This is a genomic window from Burkholderia aenigmatica, from assembly GCF_048627025.1.
GTDB classification, from domain to species: domain Bacteria; phylum Pseudomonadota; class Gammaproteobacteria; order Burkholderiales; family Burkholderiaceae; genus Burkholderia; species Burkholderia aenigmatica.
Genome location: NZ_CP184469.1, coordinates 1,593,546 through 1,619,838, shown reverse-complemented (window position 1 = coordinate 1,619,838; position 26,293 = coordinate 1,593,546). Strand labels below are relative to the sequence as shown.

Here is a 26,293-nt window from a genome sequence, read left to right as displayed (position 1 = left end):
AAGTCAGGGTAAGCGACAACATGAAAATATCCTGTATTTACAATTATTTAAGTTAATGTGTCGAGAACGGCATAAGCATCCAACAATTGGGTATTTGGGGTTTGGGTGCTGAATATTTAATATTTTTCATGTTTTGATCCGATTCACCGATCCTCGCACATGAAAATCGCTTTCTTCCCCGCCAGCCTCGCCTTCTCGGCGGCCGCCCTGGTTGCCGCCGTTCCCGCGTTCGCGCAATCCGCTCCGCAGACGATCCTGATCGGTCTCGCCGCGCCGCTCACCGGCCCGTCCGCGCGGATCGGCAAGGACTTGCAGAACGGCGCGCAACTCGCGATCGACGACGCGAACGCGAAGCATCCGACCATCGGCGGCAAGCCGGTCGTCTACAAGCTCGTCGCGGCCGACGACCAGTCCGACCCGCGCACGGCCGTCGCGGTTGCGCAGCAGCTCGTCGACAAGCACGTGATCGGCGTCGTCGGCCACTGGAATACGGGCTGCAGCGTGCCGGCGTCGCGCGTCTATCGCGATGCGGGCATCCCGCAGATCGCGCCGGCGTCCACCGGCCATCAATACACGCAGCAGGGCTACGTGACGGCCTTCCGCATCATGGGTCACGACGATGCGGGCGGCAATTTCACCGGCGCGTACGCGGTGAAGACGCTGAAGGCGAAGCGCATCGCGGTGATCGACGATCGCACGTCGTTCGGCTCGGGGCTCGCCGACCAGTTCATCAAGGGCGTGCAGGCGAACGGCGGCGCGATCGTCGATCGCCAGTACGTGAACGACAAGACGACCGACTTCAGCGGCGTGCTGACCGCGATCAAGGGCAAGCGCGCGGATCTCGTGTTCTTCGGCGGCCTCGATGCGCAGGCTGCGCCGATCTCGCGCCGGATGCGCCAGCTCGGCGTGAACGCACCGCTGCTCGGCGCGGGCGGCTTCGTGAGCCAGACCTTCCTGTCGCTCGCGGGCAAGGACGGCGACGGCGTGACGGCGCTCGAACCGGGCCTGCCGCTCGACCGGATGCCGGGCGGCAAGGCGTTCGACACGCAATACCAGGCGCGCTTCCACGCCCCGATCGAACTGCATGCGCCGTTCGCGTACGACGCGGCCGCCACGCTGATCGCGGCCGCGCAGAAGGCCGGCACGACGCAGCCGGCGAAGCTGGTCGCGGCGGTGCGTGCGATCGACCGGCCCGGCGTGACGGGGCGGATCGCGTTTGACAACGAAGGCAACCTGAAGGACCCGGCCTTCACGATCTATCAGGTGCGCGGCGGCAAGTGGACCGTCGTCGACGTGCTCGGCGGCTCGCGCACCGCGGCCAAGTAAACGAAACAGCGTAAAAAAACCAAGACGATCCCCATGACCGAAGCGACCCAGACACCCGCCGCCGCACCCGAGGACACGCGCCTCGGCATCCTCGCGCGGCGCCGCATCGAAGCGGAAATCATCAAGCCGATCTACGAGATCATGAAGCGCGAGTTCGGCGCCGAGCGCGCGCAGGCCGTGATCGCGGAAGCCGTGCGCGGCGCGGCCGTCGACGCCGGCCGCACCTTCGCCGCGCAGGAGCCGGACGGCGCGAGCGTGAAGTCGTTCATCGCGCTGCAGGTGCTGTGGGAGAAGGACGATGCGCTCGACGTCGAGGTGCGGCGCGCGGACGACGCGCACTACGACTACGACGTGCATCGCTGCAGCTACGCGGAGATGTATCACGCGATGGGGCTCGGCGAGATCGGCCACCTGCTGAGCTGCGCGCGCGACAGCTATTTCATCCAGGGCTATGCGCCGGACGTCGCGCTCACGCGCACGAGCACGATCATGCAGGGCGGCAAGCGCTGCGATTTCCGCTACGCGCTGCAAGCCGCGCCGGAGAACGGCGATGCGTAACTACACCGCCCATACCAATGCGGCAAACGCGAGTGCGCCGCGCGTTGACGGCGACCGCCTGTGGGCGTCGCTCGACCGGATGGCGCAGATCGGCGCGACGCCGAAGGGCGGCGTCTGCCGCCTCGCGCTGACCGATCTCGATCGCGAATCGCGCGACCTGTTCGTGCAATGGGCGCAAGACGCCGGCTGCACGGTGCGCGTGGACCAGATGGGCAACGTGTTCGCGCGCCGCGCGGGCCGCCATCCCGACGCCGCGCCGGTCATGACGGGCTCGCACGCCGATTCTCAGCCGACGGGCGGCCGATACGACGGCATCTACGGCGTGCTCGGCGGGCTCGAGGTCGTGCGTGCGCTGAACGACGCGGGCATCGAGACCGAGCGCCCGATCGACGTCGTGATCTGGACCAACGAGGAAGGCTCGCGCTTTGCGCCGGCGATGGTGTCGGCCGGCGTGTTTTCGGGCGTCTATACGCTCGAGTACGGACTGTCGCGCACTGACAGTGCGGGCAGGACGATCGGCGAGGAACTGGCGCGGATCGGCTATGCGGGCGCCGAGCCCGTCGGCGGCTATCCGGTGCATGCGGCGTATGAGCTGCATATCGAACAGGGCGCGATTCTCGAACGGGCCGGCAAGACGATCGGCGTCGTGACGGCCGGGCAGGGGCAGCGCTGGTACGAGGTCACGCTCACCGGTGTCGACGCGCACGCGGGCACGACGCCGATGGAATTCCGCCGCGATGCGCTGGTCGGCGCCGCGCGGATGATCTCGTTCGTCGAAGTGCTCGGCCGCCGTTACGCGCCGTACGCGCGCGCGACGGTCGGGATGATCGAGGCGCGGCCGAACTCGCGCAACACGGTGCCGGGCGGCTGCTTCTTCACGGTCGAATTCCGTCATCCCGACGACGCGGTGCTCGACGAGCTGGACGCGGCGCTGCGTGCGGAGCTGGCGCGCGTGGCCGACGAAACGGGCCTCGGCGCGCAGATCGAGCAGATCTTCACGTATGCGCCGATCCCGTTCGCGCCGCGCTGCATCGACACGGTGCGCGATGCGGCAAAGGCGCTCGGGCTGTCGCACATGGATATCGTGTCCGGCGCGGGTCATGACGCCTGCTATGTCGCGCGCGTCGCGCCGACGGGGATGATCTTCGTGCCGTGCGTCGACGGGCTGAGCCACAACGAGGCCGAAGCGATTACGCCCGAGTGGGCGGCGGCGGGCGCCGACGTGCTGTTGCGTGCGGTGCTGCAGAGCGCGCAGGAAGCCTGAGCCTGGACGTGATGGCGGCGGTCTGGCGGGAGCGTTTTCTCCGCGCCGGGCCGCGCCGTTTCGCGCCTGACGACGCGAACGCGCGGTTCGCGTCAGGCCGCCGGCGAGTGTCGATCGAGATATCGCCGCATCACATGGAACGCCGTATCGGTGCGCCCCGGCATCGTCACCATCGCGCCATCGGCTGCGAAGCCGAGCTTTTCGTAGAACCGGTACGCGGCTTCGCGTGCCGTGCACCACACGAGCGCGGCCCCATGTGCTTCCGCATGCCGCACGCACACCTGCACCAGCACGCGCCCGAAGCCCAGGCCGCGAACCGCAGGGTGGACGGCCATCCCGCGCAGCCGCCACGCCGGCCGCGCACGATCGTCGTCGCGCCACTCCTCGCAGAGCGACGCAACGGCGACGATGCCCGATGCGTCGCGTACGCCGACGTGCAGGGTCGTCGGCGCATGGTCGCCAGCCAGTTCGCACGCGTTCAGATCGCCGTTCAGCAGGATCGTCGCCCGGAGCGGGTGCGTCTGCGCGGCTTCGATCGATGCGATGGTGAACAGCGTGTCGTGTGACGTCATCAACGTTCCTTGTGGAGTCCGGCCGCGCGTTACTGAGCGGCCTTGCGCCGTGCCATGTACGCGAGATACGCGACGATCTGGTCGAGTTCGCGGTCGCTCAGCTGATCGGGCGGAAACGCCGGCATGCTGCGGCCCGGCCAGTCGCGCACCGACGCCGGGTTGCGGATGTAGCGGCGCAGCGCGGCGGGCTGGAAGTAGTCGACCGGATTCATCGGCGTGTTCAGGTCGGGGCCGGCATGGCTGCTGCCCGCGCCGTCGATGCGGTGGCACGCGAGGCATTGCGTGACGAACAGGTGCTGGCCGGCGCGGGCCGGGTCGTTCGCGGGCAGCGCGGCATCGACGGCAAGCGACGGCCAGCGCGCGAGCGGCGACGATTCGATCGTGACGCGCACGATCTGGTACGGCCATTGCTCGCCGCGCACCGACGACGCTTTCGGCCCGAGCCAGACGAGATAGAACGGCCCCGCGCTGACCGCCTTGCCCGGCAGTTTCGGCCACGGGTGCGCGGGATCCTCGATCGCGAGCCATGCAACGGCGCCGGCCGGCGCGTGGCGGCGCACGAGATCCAGCGGCAGTTGCGCGGCGAAACCGTCGGCCGCGCGGGTTTCGAGCACGCCGTCGGCCGGCAGCGTGTCGCCGAGCAGGTCGGCGAACGGCACCGCGCGGAAGGTCATCGGCTTGCCGTACGCAATGTCGCGCGGCACGCGGATCGTCGCGGCGTCGGGGCGCGCGAGCAGCGCCTGCGGCGTGAAAGAGCGGGGCGTGTCGCCGGTCGCGAGTTCGAGCGCGGACTCGGCGAATGCGCGCTGCCCGAGCAGGCAAACCGTCAGCAGCAACAGCGGAAACAACCGGCGCTTCAGCATTCGTTCTCCAGGGAGGGCAGGTTCGGCAACGGCGGGAGGATACCGCGCGGCGCGCCGATGGCATGAGTCGGGCGACAGTCTATCCGGTACGGGCGCGGCCGGCACGGGAAACGGACGTCAGGCGATGGTGTATCGTGCTCCGATGCGCCGCGTGGTGCGGCCGGACAACACGACATGGACCCTTCCGTCACCCGCGCGCTCGCGCATATCCGGCAGTCCTGGCCGCCCGGCCGGCCGTCCGACGCTTGGCCGGTGACGCTCAACTTCCATCCGGACACGCAGGTCGACGGTGTCGGCACCCTCGGGCGGATCGTCCGCGATGGCCTCTACCGATCCCAGTTCGAAACGGCGACGAGCAACGGCGGCCTGACTGCGCATCCCGGCGGCGCGCGCTGGTTGTGGGAAAGCCGGATGTTCGGGCAGGCCTACGATGCCGCCGATCCCGTCTGGCGGCCGAAATACGGCGCGCTGAATCATCGCCGCGATCCTGCCGGCGGATCGCGCCGTTTCGGTTCGTGCCACTTGCGCCTGCGCGGCCATGTGCTCGAACGGACGACGTTCTGCTATCCCGACAGCTACTACGAGCCGCGGCATTTCGCGATCCACGACGGCACGCCGCTGGTCGCGCTGGCGACCGAGAATCGCGACGGTTTCGATCCGCAGCTCGACAACTACATCGAAGCGCACGTGCACGGCGTGGTCAGTCTGGCCGACGACGTCGAGGCGATCGTGCTCGATCCCAGCTATCGCGATACGCCGGTCGAGGCCATCGCTCGCCGCTCGGGCTGCCGGGTCGAGTGGCACGACGGCTTTCGGCTGTCGCTGGCACGGCTGGAGGCGTGCCGGCAGTTTCGGGGCGACGCGGCAGCCGACGCGATCGCACGCATCGGCGTCGATCGCGTCGTGACGCCCGCCACGCTCGACCGTGCCCGCGACGGACTGCTCGACTACCAGACCGCCAAATGGGTGTGGCACTGCGTGGCGCGTTTCGGACAGGACGAGCCTGGCAGTGAAACGGCCGGGCGTTAGCGTTCACCGCGATCGAGTCGTTCGAGCGAAGCGACCGACGGGCGGGCCGCGCCGTCCTCACTGACCCGAACAGCGCAACTCTGCCTCGGGCAGCGGCTTGTCCCGTGCCGGTTCGAAATCGGCTTCGCGTGCGCCGGACGGCGTCAGCGACACGAAATGCATCGCGTCGCCGCGCGCCGGGAAACCGGCGATACCGGTCGTGCCCCACGGAATCGGCGAAGGCTGCGCGCCGCTCGCGGCGATGCCGGCCGGCGACAGTGCGAGCGTCAGGAGCCGCCCGTCGCGGATCGGCACGTACGCACGCGCCCCGGCGACACCGATACTGGATTCGCGCACCGTCGCCGGCAGGCAGTCGAGCGTCGCGGTACGCTGGCCGTCCGGATCGATCAGCATCGCGACGCCGCGGCCGTTCGCGGTCGTCGTGGTGACGATGAAGCGGTCGATCGCCGGCACGTAGGCCGCGGAATAGACGTAATACTGGATGGCGTCGTTCAGCTCGCCCAGCATCTCCAGCTTCGCGGTCACCGGGTCGAACATCGCGTACTCGAGCTTCGCATCGGTGCTGTCGTCGATGAACTTCTGCCAGACCAGCAACGCCTTGTGCGGCGAACCGGCGATCACGGGCCACCATTCGCGGCGGTGCGGCGCGACCTCGACATGATTCAGCACGCGCCCGGCGGCGTCGTAGGTTTTCACGTAGACGCCGTTGCCGGTGCCGAGATTGTCGACGCCGCCGCCGTCGATCCAGTCGGCCGAATAGAACACGACGAAGCGGTCGGCCGCCGTCGCGACATGCCCCGAGTGGCCGCCCGATTCGACGTCGTTCGGGTAGGGCTTGATCGGCTTCAGGTCGCGGCGATAGACGCCGTAGCGCTGGCTGACCTCCTGCGGTGCGTTCCAGCCGTCCTCGAACGTGACGAAGATGTCGCCGCGCGCGTTCTGCGCGATCGACACGGGCTCCTGCGCCTCCGGGCGGCTGATGAACGTATGGACGTGCAGCAGGTGCGGCTTGCCGGGCAGCCATTCGCCGACGTACACGTCGTGCGGCCAGTTGCCGTTGCGCAGCGCGCCGCGCGGCACGATGCCCGAGCTGCTGAAGAACACCCAGCGCTTGCCGTTGCCGGCGTCGGCCACGCCGATGCCGTGCATGAAGCTGCGCGGATCGACGGTCGGGCGGGATGACGGGGCGTCCGGCACGGTGACCGTATGCACGGCCGGCGTGGCGGCGAAGGCCGGTGGCGGCACCGTGACGATGCCGCATGCTCCGCACAGCGCGGCCGCGACGCACTGCGCGACCGCCTGCGCCGGGCACGCTCGCCGCTTCATTCGACGGTCACCGATTTCGCGAGGTTGCGCGGCTTGTCGACGTCGGCGCCGCGCGCGCAGCCGACGTGATAAGCGAGCAGTTGCAGCGGGATCACGTTGACGATCGGCGACAGCAGGTCGCCCGATTCGCGCACGCGGATCAGGTGCGTGTCGCGATCGGCGTCGATCCCGAGCTGATCGCCGGCCAGCACGTAGAGCCGCCCGCCGCGCGCACGCACTTCGGCCATGTTGGATTTCAGCTTCTGGAACAGGCGATCGTCCGGCGCGATCGTGACGACCGGCATCGCGCTCGTGACGAGCGCGAGCGGGCCGTGCTTCAGTTCGCCGGCCGCATAGCCTTCCGCGTGGATGTAGGACACCTCCTTGAGCTTCAGCGCGCCTTCCATCGCGATCGGGAAATGAATCCCGCGCCCGAGGAACAGCGCGTTCTCGGTGCCGGCGAACTTCGCGGCCCAGCCCATGATCTGCGTTTCGAGCGCGAGCGCGTGGCCGATGCGCTCGGGCAGCGCACGCAGCTGCTTCAGGTGCAGCGCGACCTGCGCCGCGTCGAGCCGCCCGCGCAGTTGCGCGAGCGTCAGCGTCAGCACGAACAGCGCGACGAGCTGCGTCGTGAACGCCTTGGTCGACGCGACGCCGAGCTCGATGCCGGCCCGCGTCAGGAACCGCAGCGGCGCGTTGCGCGCGATCGTGCTGGTCGCCACGTTGCAGATCGCCATCGACAGTTGCTGGCCCATGTCGCGCGCCCGCTCGATCGCGCCGATCGTGTCGGCTGTCTCGCCCGATTGCGAAATACCGACCACCAGCGTGCGCGGATCGGCCACCGTATCGCGGTAGCGGAATTCGCTGGCGATCTCGACCTGCGCGGGCACGCCCGCGATGGCCTCCAGCCAGTATTTCGCGGTCAGGCCCGCGTAATAGCTGGTGCCGCAGCCGAGCAGCAGCACGCTCCTGACGCGCGACAACAGCGCCCGCGTGCCGTCGGTCGCGTCGAACAGCGCCGGCGAGATCGTGTCGATGCCGTCGAGCGTGCTGTCGATCGCCTTCGGCTGCTCGAAGATCTCCTTCTGCATGAAGTGCTGGTACGGGCCGAGCGCGGCATCGCCGTCGCGCGCCTTCACCTGGCACAGCGGGCGCTGGGCCTCGTGCCCGCCCGAGTCGACCACGGCGATGCGGTCCGGCGTGATCAGCGCGACGTCGCCGTCTTCCAGATAGACGAAGCGGTCGGTCAGGTCGCCGAGCGCCGCGCAGTCGGACGCGAGGTAGTTCTGTTCGGCGCCGATGCCGATCACGAGCGGCGAACCGGCGCGCGCGGCGACGAGACGCTGCGGCTCGCGCGCGCTCAGCACCGCGATCGCGTACGCGCCATGCAGCCGCTTGACCGCGCGCACGACCGCGTCGAACAGGTCGTCGCGGTAGAGGCTGTGGATCAGGTGCGCGATCACCTCGGTGTCGGTCTGGCCGCGAAACGTGTAGCCGCGCTCGCGCAGTTCCACACGCAGCGCGTCGTGGTTCTCGATGATGCCGTTGTGCACGACCGCGATCGTGTCGCCGGACATGATCGGATGCGCGTTCATTTCCGACGGCGCGCCGTGCGTCGCCCAGCGCGTATGCGCGATGCAGGTCTGCGCTTCGAGGCCCTGCGTCAGCACGCGGGCCTGCAGGTCGGTCACGCGCCGCAACGTGCGTTCGCTGCGCAGGCGGCCGTCGTCCTGCACGGCGATGCCGCACGAGTCGTAGCCGCGATACTCGAGCCGGCTCAGCGCATTGACCAGTTGCGGCACCTGATTGTTCAGGCCGCTTGCTCCGACGATTCCGCACATGATTCACCTCATCCACAAAAGGTTGCCGGCCTGCCGGCAATGCGCGGCAGCACGGTGTCAGGAACGGCGCCGCACGGCACCGGGTGGGTGCCGTGCGTGGCGGCGCGGCTCCGCTGATCTACTCGCGGGGCGGCGGCCCGGCGTGGGCGACCCATTCGATGCCCGAGATCGAGCCGTTCGCGTCGTGCGACGCGACGAGAATGCGCGTCGTGCGCCGCGCGCCGCGCCGGCGGGCGCTGGCCAGCACGGTCGGCGGCACCGAGCGCATCTTCGCGCTGGCCGAGCGCCGCAGCATCTTCGACACGCGCAGCCGGTAGGCCAGCGGATGCACGACGCGTCCGGCGATCAGCCACATGACGATGGTGCCCGCGATGAGCGCGATGCTGGTCGCGTAGAACACCATCTGTTCGATCGGCATCTCGGCCGGGTTGAACGGCAGCAGGTAGCGGTACGTGTAGATGCAGATCGATGCCCAGACGGCACCCACCAGCGCCGGCCGCAAGAGCCGGAACCAGACGACCAGCACGGAGCCGACGATGCGGCCGCGTTCGGCGATCATTTCGCGCGGTGCGCGCAGGGAGAGGTCAATAATCGGCGCGTTCTTCATGTTGAATGCCTCGGTCGGGGCTGACCCATACGGCCCGCTTGCCGCGGCCCCGCAGCACGATGGCGGGCAGGGCGACGACGGTGGTGATCATGCTGATCAGCCAGAAGGCGACGGGATACCAGACGGTGTCCAGGAAATACATCAGGAGTTTTTCGTCGTAACGACGATCGATCATGCTGCCGATGATCAATTGCAGGATGCAGGTGGCGACCAGCAGCATCCCGTGCCAGTGCGGCACGACGGATACATGCCAGCTTTGCGGCAGCGGGTACACGACATTGATCAGCGCGAGCAGCAGGATGAACGACATCGAGTACGCCCACGCGATGCCGATCAGGTACTCGGCGAACAGCGGCCACATCATCATCTGCGTCGGCCGCGCAAGCGTGCCCGCGTACTTCATCAGCACCTGGATGCCGCCCTTCGACCAGCGCAACCGCTGCCGGTACAGGCCCTTCAGCGTTTCGGGCATCAGGATCCAGCTCAGCGCGTGCGGCTCGTACACGACACGCCAGTCGCGGCACTGCAGCTTCCAGCTGATGTCGATGTCCTCGGTCAGCATGTCCGAGCTCCAGTAGCCGACGTCGGCGAGCGCGGTCTTGCGGAACATCGTGATCACGCCGGATACCGTGAAGATGCGGCCGTACACCTGCTGCGTGCGCTTGATCAGCCCGACGATCGACGAGAATTCGCCGACCTGCATGCGGCCGAGCAACGACGTGCGCGTGCGGATGCGCGGGTTGCCGGTCACGGCGCCGACGCCCGGATCGGTCAGGAAATGCTCGAGCATCCAGCCGATCGCATCGTGCGCGAGCAGCGCGTCGCCGTCGATGCACAGCAGGTATTCCGCGTTTGACACGGCGGCCGCGGTCGTGAGCCCGACCGCCTTGCCTTCGTTGCGCGCGTGATGGATCACGAGCAGCCGCGGGATCTCGACGGCCAGCTCGTTGAGGATCTCGCCGGTGCGATCCTGGCTGCCGTCGTTGACCGCGATGATGTCGTAGTTCGGATACTGCATCCCGTTCAGGTGGCCGATCACGCTGCGCGCGTTCGCGGCTTCGTTGAAGCAGGGCACGACGATCGAGATCTTCGGGATCCCGCTCGACGCGATCGTCCGCGTGGACAGCTCGCGGCCTTCCTCGAGCAGGAAGTAGTGCACGACGCCGCCGATCATCCACAGGTACGACATGAAGAACGGGTAGTAGAAGACGAAATCCTGCAGGCGCTGGATGATGCTGTGGGTGGTCATGGCGTCTTCGTCCCCTGCGGTTTCTGCATCTGCATCAATGCGTTGATCGACGTCGGGTCGAGGCGCGACTTCAGCGACATCACGTCGCGCATCGCATCGAGTTCCGGCAGGCCGTTCAGGAAGTTGTCCGGGTAGTAGCCGAAATTCACCGCGCCCTCGCTGCGCAGCCGCCGCATCTGCGTGAGCAGCGTGCTGGCGGAGACCTCCTTGCGCGCGTGCCAGTCGTACGACTGCAGTTCGAACACGGTGCGCCGCAGCCCGAGCTTCTTCGCACGGACGGCCTTCACGAGCTGGTCCAGCCAGCCGTCGGGATCCTTCGCCTGCTCCATGTACGGCATCGCCATCAGCGCGACGTAGTCGTAGGTGGCGAGGAAATCGTCGTAGTTCTGCGCGTACCACGCTTCCGATTCGGGCTTGAGCACCGGCAGCGCGAAGATGTTGCGCGCGGTCAGCACGTCGCCCACGTTCTGGTGGGCCAGCACGACCTGTTCGAGCTGGCGGGTCAGGTCGATCAGGTAGCGCGACTTCTGCCGGGTCCAGCGGTTCAGCAGGTCGGGGTTCTCGCGGATCTTGCCGACGTCGGCCGGCAGCCCCCACTGCGAATAGGTGCGCAACGCATGCCGGCCGGCATCCTCGTAGTCGTCGAGCACGGCGTCGTCGCTGAACAGGATGCCGCTGAACGACGCGTGCTTGCTGAGATCCTCGTAGACCTGCTGGATCATCAGCCGCGCATCCGGATCGAACGGGCTCAGCCGGAACGTGCGCGTGCCGTTCTCGCGGGCCGGTGCGCCGCCGTAGGCACTCACGGCCTCGAGCCCGCGCAGCTTGTCGGCCGGCGGCCGGAACGCGAGCACCGGCATCCAGGCGTACACCTGCACGTTGGAGCGCGTGTTGAGCTGCCACGCGGCGCGCGAGAACAGGTCGGCGCGCATCGGCAGGTGCCGGTTCGGGAAATACACGGCTTCGGCCACGCCCGTGCCTTTCGGGTCCGCAAACGCCTGCAGGTACACCGATTTCGGCTGCATCCGGTAGATGCGCTCGATCAGCTTGCCGAGATTCGCTTCCTGCCGCGCGGGATCCGGATCGTAGACCTGGTCCAGGTCGACCTGCACGGTGCGCTCGGGCACGTCGACGTCGCCGCGGTTCGACGCCGGCTCGCGCATCGAGCGCTCGAACCCGCCGATGTCGACGTCGTACATCATCAGGATCCGCCGCAGCCGGTCCAGCGGCACGTCCGGCGTATTCGGGCCGGAATCGAGGCTGAACTGGATGTCCATGCCGAGCGACGTCGATATCTGGCGCACCGGCTGGTTTTCCGCGCCGTATGGCCACACCATCGAGCGTGCGACGATGCCGGTATGTTCGTGGATCTGCCGCACGCATGTCTGCAGGTCGTTGTGCACGCGCGCTTCGAATTCGGCGTCGGTTTCATAGCGCTTCTCGTCCTGCAGGTAGAGGTGCGACGTGGTCGCCGGCAATTCGTTGCCTTGCGGATTCGCGATCGCGCCGTGATGGAGGTTGTGCGTGTGGCAGCCGAGTTCGACGAACGGCGACTGGCCGAGACGCTTCACCTCGTCCCACGACATGAAGTAGTCGCGCGGCACCTGGACCTTGTCGCTGAGGCGGATCGGCGTATCCGGCGGGGTATCGATCCACGCGGTGACGATGCCCATCACGGCCGGATACTTGAACCGCTCGAGCAGCGGCAGCACCTTCGTGTAGTGGCTGCGAAAGCCGTCGTCGAACGTGATGAGCACCGCGCGCGGCGGCAGCGGCCTGCCGCCGTGCCGCGACTCCTCGATCTGCTTGACCGTGATGGTGTGGTAGTTGTTGGTCTGCAGCCACGAGAAGATCGCGGTCAGCGTGCCGGTATCGACCGCGAACGGATCGATCAACGCCGACGTCGACGGCGACGAAAACGACGCCATCAGGTTGTCGCGCACGTCATGCATGCAGATCACGCGAAACGTCTTGCCGTCGGCCGGGTCGGAAGGCGGCAGCAGGTCGATCATTTTGGCGTTGGTCACGCCAGGAAACAGCGAACAGGCGGCAAACGTGCCGAGGCATCCGCACATGAAGGTCCGTCTGGATTGCATTACCCGATCTCCTTGCTAGAACGGCAGGTTGACCGACATGAAGCCGGTTTCGGAGCGTTCGCGCTCGCCGTCATACGCGTGGCTGCTGACCTCGACGCCATAGCTCAGCGTGATGTCGTGCTTGAACGTCCACGCGTGCTCGAGGCGCGCGCTCCACAGAGGGCTGGTGCCGAAGCCGCGCTCGTTGTACACGCCGCCGGACACCGAGACACGCTGCTGCAGCCCCATGTCGCCCTTCTTCCACAGGGTCAGCTGGTGCATGACGGTCGCCGCGGCCGCATAGTCGCGGCCCGGGTTGAAGTAGGGCGCGTTCTGGCGCGTGTTGCTGTCGGTGCCGAGATCCAGCGAGACGTTGACCTGCTGGTTGGCGGTCGTGTACACGCGCTGCGTGGCGGTCGCCGAAATTTCCTGGTGCAGGTTCGTGTCGCTGTAGCGGCTCACGCCGTAGCTCAGCTTGACCTCGCGCCGGTCGTTCTGGCGATACACCACCGAGACGTTCGCCGTGCGGCCCCAGATGTGCGCGGCATACGCTTTCCACGGCAGCGAGTTGTCGTTGGTGTCGAGCGAGCCGCTGACGGTCCAGTAGTCGTTCAGCGCATACGCGATCGACCCGCGGCCACCGGTTCGGCCGTCCGAGCCGAGCGAGCGCGTGACTTCGCCCTGGACCGTGAGCGGCCCGTGACGGTAGTCGCCGCCGACGCCCGTACGCGTGCGGCTGAGGTTGCCGGCGTCGGTCTGCGCATAGCCGAAGAACGTGTGCGAGAAGACGCGCCAGTTGTCGCCGAACGGTTGCGAATACACATAGCTGTCCGACGTGAAGCTGTTGTCGGCCAGTGCGCTGTTGCCGTGCTCGTAGCTCAGGTCGGTCGTGAACACGGGGCTGCGGTATGCGTTGTAGTCGCGCTTGAAGCTGCGCACGGCACCGCTGTCCGGGAACGTGTTGTCCAGGGTCTGGTCGACGTTCTTCGCGGTCGCGTAGTCGTCCGCGGCGAGCGATGCGCGGCCGAGGCCCGCGAGCATTTCGACACTGTCCGGGTGGTCGGTCAGCGACGCGTGATACATCGCGATCGCCTGGCGGGGATGCGACTGGCCGGACACCGCGTCGGCGTGCGCGGCACGGATCTCCGCGTTGAACGGCACCTGCTTCTCGAGCGCCTCGAGCGCAGCGATCCCCTGATCGACGTGACCCGTGAAGATCAGGTATTGCGCGCGCAGCCGGTAGTAGCGCAGATAGTCGCTTTCCCCCGGGCCGACGGTTTGCACCTCCTTGGCCGGCGGCAGCGATGCGCCCATGTCGTCGAGCACCTGTTTCGCGTCCGCCGCGCGGCCCTGGTCGACGTACGACCAGAACAGCCCTTCGCGCAGTTCGATCGGGCGCGTGCGTGCACCGTACTGGAAGCCGCGGGTCGCGCGATCCGTCGGCGATGCGGTTGCCTGCTTCAGCGCGCGCTGGTACACGGCGTTGGCCTTGCCCGGCTCGCTCAGGTACAGGTAGGCATCGCCGACGGCCGACAGCGCGTCGATCGAAATCTCCGCGTTGGACGGAATGGTCTCGAACGTCGAGACGGCCTGCTTCATGTCGCCGCGCGCGGCGTAGGCGACCGTGCGGTCGCCCGCGAGCGCCGTCCGGACCGGCGTGTACTCGGGTGTGGCCGGCATCCGCTTGTCGAGGTCGTCGGCCGCGCGCAGCGCGTTGTCGATCCCGTCGAAGCGGTCGGAACTCGTCATCGAGCGCGACTTGTCGCGTCCGCCGCGCACCTGCTGGCGAATTGCCAGTTCTTCAAGTTGCGCGATATCGACGGCGGAGAACGCATCGGGCCGTGCCTTGGCTTCGTCGAGCGCCTTGATCGCGCCGCCGCTCGCCGCGAGGCCGAACACGTCGTTGCGTACGGTCGCGACGTCGGCGGTGCTCAGATTAGGTGCCTGGGCATTCGGGGTCTCGACGTCGGGTCCTTGCGATCGTTGTGTCGGCTCGCCGGGTAGCTGGGCGCCGGGCGTCTGCGCGTTCGGCGCCGGGGGCGACGGCGGCGGCGCGCCAGGCATCTGCGGAACGGGCGCAGGCGAGTTCGGCATCGGGGTGCCGGCGGCCTGTGCGGTTTGCGTCGGCGTATTCGACGGTACGGCGGGCGCAGGTTGTGCGACTGTCGGCGGGGCGTCCGGCGTGGGCGCGATCGGTGCTGGAGAAGGAGATGCCGGCGTGTCGGACGTCGTCGCGGCAGGAAGCGTCGGCGCATCGGGCGGCCGGGCGGTCGTGGCCTGTGCTAGCAGCATCGGCGTGTCCGGTGTCTGTGCGACCGGTGCCGGCGTATGCGGCGTATTCGGCGTCGTCGGCGATCGCGCGACCGGCAACGGGTCGCTCGATTTCGGCGCCTCCGGTTCGACCACGACCGTGGTCGGCTGCTGCGGGTTCGATGCTTGCGCGATCTGCATCGACGCATCGGAAGCCTGCGCGATCGGCGTCGGCGCATGAGGGGGCGGGTCGCCCCCAGCGTCGGCAATCTGGATCGACACGACCGTGGGCTGCATGGCGCGCGGCGGCGCATCCGGCGCGCCGTGGGTCCCGGCGATTGCGTTGACGCCGCCCGCTTCCGTATCGCCGTCGGCGGAGAAGCAGGGGCCGGACGCGACGAGCAGCAACACCAGCGGCGCATGCAGGAGGATCCGCCGGTTGGACGGAGCGTCGGTGGTGCATTGTTGTTTACGATTGTTGTCCACGAGGTGTCCTCCTTTCGAAACGATCACATCGGTTGCACGCCTGACGACGCGCGTCGGCGCGCATCGCGTGGCCGGGCTGCGAGTGCCCGGCGATGCGGATCCGGCTTACAGCCGGTTGCGGATCGCTTGCCCAAGCAACGCGCGCGATTCGCTGTTCTTCGGGTCGATCGCGAGCACCCGGCTCGCGTTTTGTTCCACACAGTTCCATTCGTCGATCACCGCGCACGAGCGCGCCTTCGCCAGCGCACGTGCACTTTCCAGATCCGAGCGCGTGACGCTTGCCGTCTGCATGCGGGCCGAATCGGGTCCGTACGACTGCGGTTTCGGCGCGAGGTCCATGCGCTTTCTCGTGCCGGCGAGCGTTTCGGTTCGCGGTGCGCGATGCGCGGCGCCGGGCCGTATGGCGGCGCGGCTGTGGGCGGGCGCGGCACGCGTGTTGGCCGCCAGCGTCACGGACGGTGCATGCGACGATTGCCGGTGCTTCGCGACGGCGTGGGTCCGTGCCGGTGGCGCCGCCTCCGGCTCGACCGCGAGCGTGACGGGGCGCACCGTCGATACCGCGAGCGCTTCCGACGCGGACGGCTGCGGTGTGACGGGGGGCGTGGCCTGTGCGAGCGCCGGCGTCGGCATGGGGGCGGGGTCGGAGGCGGTCGACGTTCCGGGCGCGCCGGACGCGCTGGTTGCGCGCGCCGTGGCGGCTACGATTGCGTGGCGGGTTTTCCCGACGGCGGTTCTGATCACACCGGAGATGTCGTGCGTCACGCTTGCATGGCTGACTGTCGTGTCCCGTTCGACATAGGCGAAGATGCCGAAGATCGCGGCGAATGCGACGAAGCTGAGCGCCGCGTTCTTTCCGGGCCCCCAGGAGGGTTTCGGCGGGTGGGCGGGCGAACCGTCCGGTCGTTCTCCACGAGTCATGCAAAGCTCCTCGATTCGATACGTTGCGGTGAAAGTCGCGATTCGGGCGGGGTCAGGTGGCGTTCACCATCGCAACTGCGTGGTCAGCGCACCCGTTTCGACGATCGCGAACTGGGTCGCGCCCTGATAGGTGCCTTCGACCCGGTAGCTCGCATCGGGCACGCTGAACAGGCAGCGCGACCCCGATGCATTGAATTCGACGAGTACGCGACCATGTCGTCGCAGGCGCACCTGGACGTTGGCGAGCGGCTGCCCCGTCTTGGCGGAAGCAAACGACACGCCCAGGTTGTACGGCCGGCCATCGGGGGGCAGCGGTGCCGTACCGTCGATTCGCGCATCGCCGCAGATATACGAAATGACGTAGCGGCCCGCACCCGGGTCGGATGCCGGGGCAGGGGCGGGGGCGGGTGGCTGGGACGCGAGCGTCTGGGCCATCGTATTCATGCAGAGCGCGGAGATGAATGCGCTCACGTAAGGGCGAGCATGCTGTCGAAACGAGGAAGACATTGCAACCTCCCGTCCGGAATCAATGACGAGCATTTATTCCGAGTCAGATTTGCCAGCGTTCTTTTTGCGACACGCTATTGATACACGATGGTTTTTGAACCAACAACCGCGTGTGGCCGGAATGGCACGTCGGTGAAATATCCTATTTAAATAGGATAACGACGGATTCGTATGATTCTCTTAACGCAGAAGAAAGTCGTTATTGCCGAATATGATTATTGCTATTCGGTAGCGATGATCCAGCACGGATTGAATCATGTCGGAGGTATCGACATTCGTGCCGAAAAATAACGACTGACAAAAGGAATTTTTGCGGCTGTGTTTCAGGAGAATTGATATCGTCCCGGATACAGGTCACACGATGTGAAATGAGGGGCGGTGTTTTTGGTATTTTAGATTGTTACAGGTAAATCGAAACTTTTAATTTGTTCTGTAACAGGGTATTTCTGTCCTGATAATCAGACGGAAAATGCCGGGACCCTGTCGCGGGCGTAAAGAATTCATCTCGGTAGTGCAAACGTTTGCGATTCGTCTGATATCGATTCCGGGTCTGGCGCGGTAATTTTTCAGGCGATAGCGGGATCGCGGTTTGCTACCGGAGAGCGGGGCGCGTTCGCTGAGAGACGACGCGACGTCGATGCATGCGCATTCGGATCGCTGCAAATCGTACCCGCATTCGCGTCGCCGACGGGCGCGACGCGAACGCGAAGATCAGCGGCTGCCGCCCGCGCTGCGCCGCGCGATGCGCATCGCCGGCGCGGCCGCTGATTCGGTCGCGCCGGCCGCACCTTCGACCGCCGCGCGCGGCCGGTTCATGATGTAGGTCCACAGTTGCTCGGCCGCGAGCCCGCGCTTGCGCGCCGACCGGTACAGGCGGATTTCGAGCTCGGTGATCCAGTCGCCGGCCCCCGCGCACACGAGCGTGCCTTCCGCGAGTTCCTTCGCGACGCAGCTTTCCGGCAGCCAGCCGATCCCGTGCCCGGCCACGACCATGCCCTTCAACGCCTCGGACATGTGCGTCTCGAAGCACCGGTGCAGCACGTACGGCTCGGTCGCATTCAGCAGCAGCATCTCGACGATATTGCCGAGAAACGCGCCCGACGAATACGCGAGCAGCGGCAGCGGCGCATCGGCGGTGCCCGGCAACTGGAACACGGGTTTGCCGCGCGCGTCGGGCGTCGACACGGGCAGGATCCGTTCGACGCCGAGGCTGACGAACGGGAAGTGGTTCGGGTCGAGCACGATCGGCAACTGCGGATGGTGATAGCCGAGCAGCAGGTCGCATTCACCTTCGACGAGTTGCTGCACGCCTTCCGGCACGTTCACCGCGTTGACGCGCGCGGTCACGTGGCCGACCTCGCCGTTGAGCTGCTTGAGCCATTCGGGAAACAGCGTGAAGACGAGCGTATGGGCAACCGCGAAACGCACGACCTGATCGCTGGCCGCGAACTGGTCGTAGCCGTTCACGAGATTGCGCGCCGCATACATGCTGCGCAGGATGTCCGCGGCGAGCCCGCGGAACATCTGGCCGGCCGGCGTCAGCGTGATCGGGTTGATGCTCCGGTCGACCAGCTTCGCGTCCATCCAGGTTTCGAGTGCGGCAATTCGTCTGCTGAATGCCGATTGCGTGAGGTGCCGGTTACGCGCGGCCCGGGAAAAGCTCTTGGTATCCGCAAGGCTCAGGAAATCTTCCAGCCACTTTGCTTCCATTTCGATCTTCGCTTTTTATAGTCGGGCGCCTGAAGGGCGGCGCCGCTTCGCTGCACGAACGTTCTAGCGTACCGCGCCTCGCATGTGGCGGGCCGATGTTTTTTTTCGATGGGTGTCAGTCGAAATATGCATGGGCGTTGTCGGCGGGATTACGGCTGCATAGCGTTGAGGTGCCGGACCCGGCTAACCGGACAGTTCATCGCGTCGAACTGCCGGTGCGGCCGCAGACGGTACTTCCCCCCAGGGCCGGTTGCGCCGTGCGCGTACCGGCCCGCCTTCCCATCCTTTCGTTGCGGCGCGTTCCCGCGCCCGGGCGGGCCGTTTTTTGTGCAGTGCAGATTGCACATTCGTGACACGCGGGGGAACTATGTTTGAAAGTCGCAGCGCAGCATGGGGCACGCGCGCCTGCGACGCACCGTCGTCGCCCGTCGCGTCGGGCGCTGCACCGCCGTGGTGCGTCATGCCGCGCAGGCGTGCCTGGCGCGGCGCAAAAAGGGGGGATTATCGAGGGGATCGCGCAAGGCACGTTCCTTGCGACGCAGTCGTTACGCCGGTCCGGCATGCGCAATGCCGGGGAAAACGATCGATGGAGAAAAGATCGATGAAGCCATTCGATGAAATGCTGCAATCCGGCGACATGGTAAGGGCGCCCTACGCGCGCCTGAAGCAGTGGCTCGACACGCAGAATCCCGCGAGCCTCGCCCAGAAAGCCCACGACGCGGAAGGCGTGTTCCGCAAGACGGGCATCACGTTCGCCGTCTACGGCGACGCGGAGGCCGCCGAGCGGCTGATTCCGTTCGACATCGTCCCGCGCATCATCTCGGGCGCCGAATGGAGCCGGCTGTCGCTCGGCATCGAGCAGCGCGTGATGGCGCTCAATGCGTTCCTCGACGACATCTACCATCGCCAGGAAATCGTGCGCGCGGGCATCGTGCCGAAGCACCTGATCGCGCACAACGAAGCGTTCATTCCGGAGATGATCGACTTCCGGCCGCCCGGAAACGTTTACACGCACATCATCGGCGTGGACATCGTGCGCACCGGCGAGAACGAGTTCTACGTGCTGGAAGACAACGCGCGCACCCCGTCCGGCGTGTCGTACATGCTGGAAAACCGCGAGACGATGATGCAGCTCTTCCCGGAGCTGTTCCAGCAGGTGAAGGTGCGCCCGGTCGAAACCTATCCGCAGATGCTGCGCCAGTCGCTCGCGGCCGTGTGCCCGCCGGGCGGCAACGCCGACAACCCGACCGTCGCCGTGCTCACGCCCGGCATCCACAATTCCGCGTACTACGAACATTCGTTCCTCGCCGACCAGATGGGCGTGCATCTCGTCGAGGGCAGCGACTTGCAGGTGATCGACGGCCGCGTCGCGATGCGCACGACCGAGGGCTTCCGCCCGATCGACGTGCTGTACCGCCGCGTCGACGACGCGTTCCTCGATCCGCTCACGTTCCGTCCCGATTCGGTGCTCGGCGTCGCGGGGATCATGGACGTCTACCGCGCGGGCAACATCACGATCGCGAACGCGCCCGGCACCGGCATCGCCGACGACAAGGCGATCTACTCGTACATGCCGGAGATCGTCGAGTTCTACACGGGCCGCAAGGCGCTGCTGGAGAACGTGCCGACCTGGCGCTGCGGCGAGGCCGACAGCCTGAAGTACGTGCTCGACCATCTCGACGAACTGGTCGTGAAGGAAGTGCACGGTTCGGGCGGCTACGGGATGCTGGTCGGGCCGTGCGCGTCGAAGGCGGAGCTCGAAGCCTTTGCCGCGAAGCTGCGCGCGCGCCCGGCGAACTACATCGCGCAGCCGACGCTCGCGCTGTCCACGACGCCGATCCTGACCGAAGCCGGCCTCGCGCCGCGCCACGTCGACCTGCGGCCGTTCGTGCTGGTGTCGGACCGGATCCGCATCACGCCGGGCGGGCTCACGCGCGTCGCGCTGAAGGAAGGATCGCTCGTCGTCAACTCGAGCCAGGGCGGCGGCACCAAGGACACCTGGGTGCTGGCCGACTGAGCCGGACGCGACCGCGCGCGCCGGAACCGGCGCGCCAACCGAACGAAGACGGAGTGGACACGAGATGCTTCTGGGACGTACTGCAAGCGGTCTCTACTGGATGTACCGCTATATCGAGCGCGCGGAGAACATCGCGCGCATCGTCGATGCCGGGCTGCGGATGGCGCTCACGCGCACGTCCGACGCGCCGGCCGAATGGTCGTCGGTGCTCGTCAGCTCGGGCACGGACGACGGCTACCGGCAGAAATACGACGCGTATGCGGCCGATACCGTGACCGACTACCTGCTGCGCGACCGCGACAACCCGTCGAGCGTGCTGTCGTGCATCGAGGCCGCGCGCTCGAATGCGCGGATGGTGCGCACGGCGCTCACGCGCGAGGCGTGGGAGAGCGTGAACGGCGCGTGGCTCGCGCTGCGCCGCGCGCTCGCGCAGCCGGTGCCGGAGAGCGAGCTGCCGGCCGTGCTCGACCAGGTGAAACGCGAAACCGCGCTGATCCTCGGCAGCTTCTACAGCACGATGCTGCGCAACGAGATCTTCGATTTTGCGCAGATCGGCGCGTTCGTCGAGCGCGCGGACAACACCGCACGGATCATCGACGTCAAATACCACCTGCTGCTGCCGTCGGTGTCGCACGTCGGCACGATCCTCGACAACTACCAGTGGGAGACCATCCTGCGCTGCGTCGCCGCGCACCGTTCGTACCGCTGGGTGTACGACGTGCAGTACAAGCCGATGAACATCGCCGACTACCTGATCCTGAACGGCCGCATGCCGCGCTCGCTGCGCTATTGCTACGGGCGTGTCGTGTCGAGCCTGAACCTGCTCGCGAAGGATTACGGCGTGACACATCCGTGTCACGACACGGCCGCGAAGATCCTGCAGATGCTGTCCGACACCTCGGTCGAGCGGATCTTCAAGAGCGGCCTGCACGAGTTCCTGACCGACTTCATCGGCCGCAACAACAGCCTCGGGCTCGAAATCGCCCAGGCTTACAACTTCGACTGAGACTTGCCATGCGACTCGCCATCCGACACATCTCGCGTTATCAGTTCGACGATCAAGCCACCCATGCGCTGCAACGGCTGCGGCTGCGTCCGCAGTCGGGCCCCGGGCAGACGGTGCGCGCGTGGCAGGTCACGATCGACGGCGTCGAGCCGACGCTGTCCTATGCCGACGGGCTCGGCAACCGGATCGACCTCGTGCGGCACGACCGCGGCGCGAAGGCCGAGATCGTCGTCATCGCGGCCGGCGTCGTCGAGACGCAGGACCGCGCGGGCATACTCGGTCATCCTGAAGGCTATGCGCCGCCGTGGATCTTCGAGCGCGAAACGGCGCTCACGAAGGCGGGCGACACCGTTCGCGCACTCGCGCAAGCGCTGCCGATCGAGCCGCACAGCCTCGATGCACTGCACTGGCTGATGACGGAAGTGCACGACCGCATCGCGTATGCGCCGAACCTGGCCGCCGAAGCGCCCGTCGATGCGGAAACCGCGCTGCAGAGCGGCGAGGGCACGAGCCGCGATCATGCGCATGCGTTCATCGCAGCCGCGCGCGTGCTGAAGATTCCCGCGCGCTATATCTCGGGCTACGTGCTGGCAGACAGCGCGATGCAGCGCATTGCCGACGCGAAGCAGAACGCGGGCGACAACGAGGAGGAAGAAGCGCTCGCGCTGCAAAGCGGCGAGGGCATGCAGCAGGTGCTCGGCGCGTCGCATGCCGCGCAATCGCAGTCGCAGGGGATGCCGCAGCCGGCGCACGGTGCGCAGCCGCAAGCGGCCGGGCTGATGCAGCAGCCGGCCGGCCATGCGTGGGCCGAGGCCTATGTCGAAGGGCTCGGCTGGGTCGGGTTCGATCCGTTCATGAATCGCTGCCCGGACGAGCGCTACGTGCGCATCGCGGTCGGCCTCGACTATCGCGACGCGCAGCCGGTGACGGGGCTCGGCGCGACGGCCGTCGGCGTCGAGATCAGCGTCGTGCAGACGCCGGAACTCGTCTGACCCGACGCACGCTTTCGCCGAATCCGCCAGGCCGGGCCACCGCGTCGCATCGAGCGCGACGCGGCGCGCGGCGGGCCCAACCCGAACCGAGCTCCCATGTCCATCCACGTCGCGCTGCATCACACCACCCGCTATCGCTACGACCGGCTCGTCAACCTCGGCCCGCAGGTCGTGCGGCTGCGGCCCGCGCCGCACTGCCGGACGCCGATCCTTGCGTATTCGATGACGGTCGAACCCGCGCAGCACTTCATCAACTGGCAGCAGGACCCGTTCTCGAACTATCTCGCGCGGCTCGTGTTTCCGGAGCGCACCGAGCACTTCGAGATCACGATCGATCTCGTCGCCGAGATGTCGGTGTACAACCCGTTCGACTTCTTCCTCGAAGCGAGCGCGGAGCAATACCCGTTCAGCTATGACGACGCGTTGAAGACCGAGCTCGCGCCGTATCTTGTGTGCGACCCGCAGACGAGCGCGTCGCAACTGTTCCGCACGTATCTCGACGGTGTCGACCTCACGCCGGCCGGCACCGTGAATTTCCTCGTCGCGCTGAACCAGCAACTGCAGCGCGACATCGGCTATCTCGTGCGGATGGAGCCGGGCGTGCAGACGCCCGAGCAGACGCTCGAACTCGCGTCGGGCTCGTGCCGCGACAGCGCATGGCTGCTCGTGCAGCTGTGCCGCCACCTCGGCATCGCCGCGCGTTTCGTGTCGGGCTACCTGATCCAGCTCACGCCCGACGTGAAGTCGCTCGACGGCCCGAGCGGCACGTCGGTCGACTTCACTGACCTGCACGCGTGGTGCGAGGTGTATCTGCCGGGCGCCGGCTGGATCGGCTTCGACCCGACCTCGGGCCTGCTCGCCGGCGAGGGCCACATTCCGCTGGCCTGCACGCCGCAGCCGACCAGCGCGGCGCCGGTCGAGGGGCTGATCGACGAGTGCGAGGTATCGTTCGAGCACGAGATGAGCGTGACGCGCGTGTACGAATCGCCGCGCGTGACGAAGCCGTATACGGACGTGCAATGGGACGCCGTGCTGGCGCTCGGCACGCAGGTCGACGGCGCGCTGGCAGCTGGCGACGTGCGGCTCACGCAGGGCGGCGAGCCGACCTTCGTGTCGATCGACGATCGCGACGGCGCCGAGTGGAACACCGACGCGCTCGGCCCGACCAAGCGCGGCTACGCAACCGAGCTCGTGCAGCGGCTGCGCGCCGAATACGGCGACGGCGGCTTCCTGCATTTCGGGCAGGGCAAGTGGTATCCGGGCGAGCAACTGCCGCGCTGGGCGCTGTCGATCTTCTGGCGGGCCGATGGCCAGCCGGTGTGGCACGATCCGTCGCTGTTCGCCGACGAGCGCGAGCCGTCCGCTTATACGACCGACGACGCGAAGCGCTTCATCGACGCGCTGGCCGCGCGGCTGAACCTGACCGGCGAATTCATCCGGCCCGGCTACGAGGACGTCTGGTACTACCTGTGGCGCGAGCGCCGGCTGCCGGTCAACGTCGACCCGTTCGACTCGCGTCTCGACGACGAGCTCGAACGCGCGCGGCTGCGCAAGGTGTTCGAGCAGCAGCTCGACTGCGTGGTCGGCTATGTGCTGCCGGTCAAGCGTGCAGACGATGCGCCGGGCCTCGACGGCCCGCGCTGGCAGACGGGCCCGTGGTTCTTCCGCGACGAGCGGATGTACCTGATGCCCGGCGATTCGCCGATGGGCTATCGGCTGCCGCTCGATTCGCTGCCGTGGGCGAGCCGCGCCGACTACCCGTACCTCGTCGAGCGCGATCCGTTCGCGCCGCGCGACGTGCTGCCGGACGCCGCCGCGATCCGCGCGCGCTACGCGGGCCCGGCCGATGCGCCGCGCTACCTGTCCGGCGTGCATCGCGAGGCGGCCGCGCAGACCGTGATGCAGTGGCGCGACGACGGCACGGCCGGAAAAGGGCGGCCGGCCGCGCGCGACCCGAGTCGCCTCCCCGAGCGCTTCGAATCGGCGGCGTGGATCACGCGCACCGCGCTGTGCGTCGAAGTGCGCAACGGCATCCTGTACCTGTTCATGCCGCCGCTTGCCGCGCTCGAGGATTATCTCGACCTGCTCGGCGCGATCGAGCTGACCGCGCACGCGCTCGGCGTGAAGCTCGTGCTCGAAGGCTATCCGCCGCCGCGCGACGCGCGGCTGAAGCTGCTGCAGGTGACGCCCGATCCAGGCGTGATCGAGGTGAACATCCATCCGGCCGCGAATTTCGACGAGCTGGTCGATCACACCGAATTCCTGTACGACGCCGCGTGGCAGTCGCGGCTGTGCAGCGAGAAGTTCATGGTCGACGGCCGTCACGTCGGCACGGGCGGCGGCAATCACTTCGTGCTCGGCGGCGCGACGCCGGCCGACAGCCCGTTCCTGCGCCGCCCGGATCTCCTGGCGAGCCTGATCGCGTACTGGCACAACCATCCGTCGCTGTCGTACCTGTTCTCGGGGCTCTTCATCGGGCCGACGAGCCAGGCGCCGCGCGTCGACGAGGCGCGCAACGACCAGCTCTACGAGCTCGACATCGCGTTCGCGGAGATCCAGCGCAACAAGCTGCTGTTCGGGCAGGACATGCCGCCGTGGCTCGTCGACCGCGTGTTGCGCAACCTGCTGATCGACGTGACCGGCAACACGCACCGCAGTGAGTTCTGTATCGACAAGCTGTATTCGCCCGATTCGTCGACCGGCCGGCTCGGCCTGCTCGAACTGCGCGCGTTCGAGATGCCGCCGCATGCGCGGATGAGCATCGTGCAGCAACTGCTGCTGCGCGCGCTGGTCGGGCGTTTCTGGGCCACGCCGTACACGACGCCGCTCACGCGCTGGGGTACCGCGCTGCATGACCGTTTCATGCTGCCCGCGTTTCTTCAGATGGATTTCGACGACGTGCTGGCCGAACTGCGCGACGCCGGCTTCGCGTTCGATCCGGCATGGTTCGCGCCGCACTTCGAATTCCGCTTCCCGCTGTTCGGCCAGATCGCGGTGAACGGCATGCAGCTGTCGCTGCGCGGCGCGCTGGAACCGTGGCACGTGATGGGCGAGGAGGGCGCGCCCGGCGGCAACGTGCGCTACGTCGATTCGTCGGTCGAACGGCTCGAAGTACGCGTGACGGGGCTGAACGACAACCGGCACGTCGTGACGGTCAACGGCCGCGCACTGCCGCTGCAGCCGACCGGCACCGTCGGCGAATACGTCGCGGGCGTGCGTTACAAGGCGTGGTCGCCGCCGTCCGCGCTGCATCCGACCCTCGGCGTGCACGCGCCGCTCACGTTCGACGTTGTCGATACGTGGCTGCAGCGCTCGCTCGGCGGCTGCCGCTATCACGTCGCGCATCCGGGCGGGCGCAACTACGCGACGTTCCCGGTCAATGCGTACGAGGCCGAAAGCCGCCGGCTCGCACGCTTCGTCGAGATGGGGCATACGCCGGGACGGATGGATGTCGCGGCTGCCGCGCCGAGCCGCGAATTCCCGTTCACGCTCGACCTGCGGCGGCCGTGACCGGACGATGACAGGACGGGCGACGATGCGCGGTTCGCGACACCCGGGTGCGGCGGTCGCTGGCGGCCCCGCCGGAATGCTAGGATGCGGGCAGATTGCGGCCGCGCGCCGCGGCCCGCCGCCCGGGTGGCGGCGCGCGTGCGCAGCCGCGCCCTGACGACGGAACGACACCGTGCCGCCCACTGACACCGATCATCTCGCCGCCCCC

General features: G+C 67.4%; 19 protein-coding genes. 8 read left to right on the top strand and 11 right to left on the bottom strand.

The genetic code is table 11. From position 1 onward, the window contains the following. Positions 1-159: 159 nt before the first annotated feature. Genes ACN8ZM_RS24255 through ACN8ZM_RS24245 form a run of 3 tightly spaced genes read left to right on the top strand, consistent with a single transcriptional unit; the run spans position 160 to position 3,148 of the window. Positions 160-1,326, top strand: a complete 1,167-nt coding sequence (locus tag ACN8ZM_RS24255; RefSeq protein ID WP_420212604.1) for a branched-chain amino acid ABC transporter substrate-binding protein — start codon at positions 160-162, stop codon at positions 1,324-1,326. Between the two features lie 33 nt (positions 1,327-1,359). Further along, positions 1,360-1,884 (top strand): L-2-amino-thiazoline-4-carboxylic acid hydrolase, encoded by a 525-nt coding sequence (locus tag ACN8ZM_RS24250; protein WP_043183259.1) that lies wholly within the window; start codon positions 1,360-1,362, stop codon positions 1,882-1,884. After that, a complete protein-coding gene (locus ACN8ZM_RS24245) occupies positions 1,877-3,148 on the top strand; it encodes a Zn-dependent hydrolase (protein WP_420212603.1) in 1,272 nt (423 codons plus the stop codon). Before ACN8ZM_RS24250 ends, ACN8ZM_RS24245 begins: the two co-directional genes overlap by 8 nt. Positions 3,149-3,240: 92 nt before the next feature. On the opposite strand, the gene ACN8ZM_RS24240 is transcribed toward ACN8ZM_RS24245, so the two are convergent. Together ACN8ZM_RS24240 and ACN8ZM_RS24235 are read right to left on the bottom strand one after the other, a co-directional pair. Next, the gene (locus tag ACN8ZM_RS24240; protein ID WP_205822450.1) at positions 3,241-3,720 is read right to left on the bottom strand and encodes a GNAT family N-acetyltransferase; all 480 of its coding nucleotides are present in this window, start codon (positions 3,718-3,720) and stop codon (positions 3,241-3,243) included. Between the two features lie 29 nt (positions 3,721-3,749). Continuing rightward, positions 3,750-4,583: a c-type cytochrome gene (locus tag ACN8ZM_RS24235; RefSeq protein ID WP_420212602.1), complete on the bottom strand. Its 834-nt coding sequence runs from the start codon at positions 4,581-4,583 to the stop codon at positions 3,750-3,752. 174 nt (positions 4,584-4,757) lie between these two features. Here ACN8ZM_RS24235 and ACN8ZM_RS24230 point away from each other — a divergent pair, with 174 nt between their 5' ends. Beyond that, positions 4,758-5,612 (top strand): DUF3626 domain-containing protein, encoded by an 855-nt coding sequence (locus ACN8ZM_RS24230; RefSeq protein ID WP_420212601.1) that lies wholly within the window; start codon positions 4,758-4,760, stop codon positions 5,610-5,612. 57 nt (positions 5,613-5,669) lie between these two features. Here ACN8ZM_RS24230 and ACN8ZM_RS24225 read toward each other — a convergent pair whose 3' ends face one another. The 9 genes from ACN8ZM_RS24225 to ACN8ZM_RS24185 all read right to left on the bottom strand — a co-directional run bounded on the left by ACN8ZM_RS24225 (position 5,670) and on the right by ACN8ZM_RS24185 (position 18,560). Then, complete coding sequence (locus tag ACN8ZM_RS24225) at positions 5,670-6,938, bottom strand: hypothetical protein (protein WP_420212600.1); 1,269 nt, start codon at positions 6,936-6,938, stop codon at positions 5,670-5,672. After that, positions 6,935-8,758 carry a glutamine--fructose-6-phosphate transaminase (isomerizing) gene (gene glmS / locus ACN8ZM_RS24220; RefSeq protein WP_420212599.1) on the bottom strand — a complete coding sequence of 608 codons (1,824 nt, stop codon included), beginning with the start codon at positions 8,756-8,758 and terminating at the stop codon, positions 6,935-6,937. Before glmS ends, ACN8ZM_RS24225 begins: the two co-directional genes overlap by 4 nt. Positions 8,759-8,876: 118 nt before the next feature. Next, positions 8,877-9,365, bottom strand: coding sequence for a Biofilm PGA synthesis auxiliary protein PgaD (locus ACN8ZM_RS24215; RefSeq protein ID WP_420212598.1), 489 nt, complete (start codon positions 9,363-9,365; stop codon positions 8,877-8,879). Then, the gene (gene pgaC / locus ACN8ZM_RS24210) at positions 9,343-10,614 is read right to left on the bottom strand and encodes a poly-beta-1,6-N-acetyl-D-glucosamine synthase (protein ID WP_420212597.1); all 1,272 of its coding nucleotides are present in this window, start codon (positions 10,612-10,614) and stop codon (positions 9,343-9,345) included. The genes ACN8ZM_RS24215 and pgaC overlap by 23 nt, the downstream gene beginning before the upstream one ends. Then, complete coding sequence (gene pgaB, locus ACN8ZM_RS24205; RefSeq protein ID WP_420212596.1) at positions 10,611-12,710, bottom strand: poly-beta-1,6-N-acetyl-D-glucosamine N-deacetylase PgaB; 2,100 nt, start codon at positions 12,708-12,710, stop codon at positions 10,611-10,613. The genes pgaC and pgaB overlap by 4 nt, the downstream gene beginning before the upstream one ends. 15 nt (positions 12,711-12,725) lie before the next feature. Continuing rightward, positions 12,726-15,425: a poly-beta-1,6 N-acetyl-D-glucosamine export porin PgaA gene (pgaA, locus tag ACN8ZM_RS24200; RefSeq protein ID WP_420212595.1), complete on the bottom strand. Its 2,700-nt coding sequence runs from the start codon at positions 15,423-15,425 to the stop codon at positions 12,726-12,728. Between the two features lie 105 nt (positions 15,426-15,530). Continuing rightward, a complete protein-coding gene (locus ACN8ZM_RS24195) occupies positions 15,531-16,343 on the bottom strand; it encodes a hypothetical protein (RefSeq protein WP_420212594.1) in 813 nt (270 codons plus the stop codon). A 63-nt stretch (positions 16,344-16,406) separates the two neighbouring features. Beyond that, positions 16,407-16,850 (bottom strand): hypothetical protein, encoded by a 444-nt coding sequence (locus tag ACN8ZM_RS24190; protein ID WP_420212593.1) that lies wholly within the window; start codon positions 16,848-16,850, stop codon positions 16,407-16,409. A gap of 711 nt (positions 16,851-17,561) precedes the next feature. Continuing rightward, complete coding sequence (locus ACN8ZM_RS24185; RefSeq protein ID WP_420212592.1) at positions 17,562-18,560, bottom strand: LysR substrate-binding domain-containing protein; 999 nt, start codon at positions 18,558-18,560, stop codon at positions 17,562-17,564. Positions 18,561-19,161: 601 nt separating this feature from the next. Here ACN8ZM_RS24185 and ACN8ZM_RS24180 point away from each other — a divergent pair. The 4 genes from ACN8ZM_RS24180 to ACN8ZM_RS24165 all read left to right on the top strand — a co-directional run bounded on the left by ACN8ZM_RS24180 (position 19,162) and on the right by ACN8ZM_RS24165 (position 26,085). Further along, positions 19,162-20,577 (top strand): circularly permuted type 2 ATP-grasp protein, encoded by a 1,416-nt coding sequence (locus ACN8ZM_RS24180; protein ID WP_043183281.1) that lies wholly within the window; start codon positions 19,162-19,164, stop codon positions 20,575-20,577. 64 nt (positions 20,578-20,641) lie between these two features. After that, a complete protein-coding gene (locus ACN8ZM_RS24175) occupies positions 20,642-21,583 on the top strand; it encodes an alpha-E domain-containing protein (RefSeq protein WP_043183282.1) in 942 nt (313 codons plus the stop codon). Positions 21,584-21,591: 8 nt separating this feature from the next. Further along, positions 21,592-22,575, top strand: a complete 984-nt coding sequence (locus tag ACN8ZM_RS24170; protein WP_089453220.1) for a transglutaminase family protein — start codon at positions 21,592-21,594, stop codon at positions 22,573-22,575. Between the two features lie 96 nt (positions 22,576-22,671). Then, positions 22,672-26,085 (top strand): DUF2126 domain-containing protein, encoded by a 3,414-nt coding sequence (locus ACN8ZM_RS24165; protein WP_420212591.1) that lies wholly within the window; start codon positions 22,672-22,674, stop codon positions 26,083-26,085. Positions 26,086-26,293: the final 208 nt, after the last annotated feature.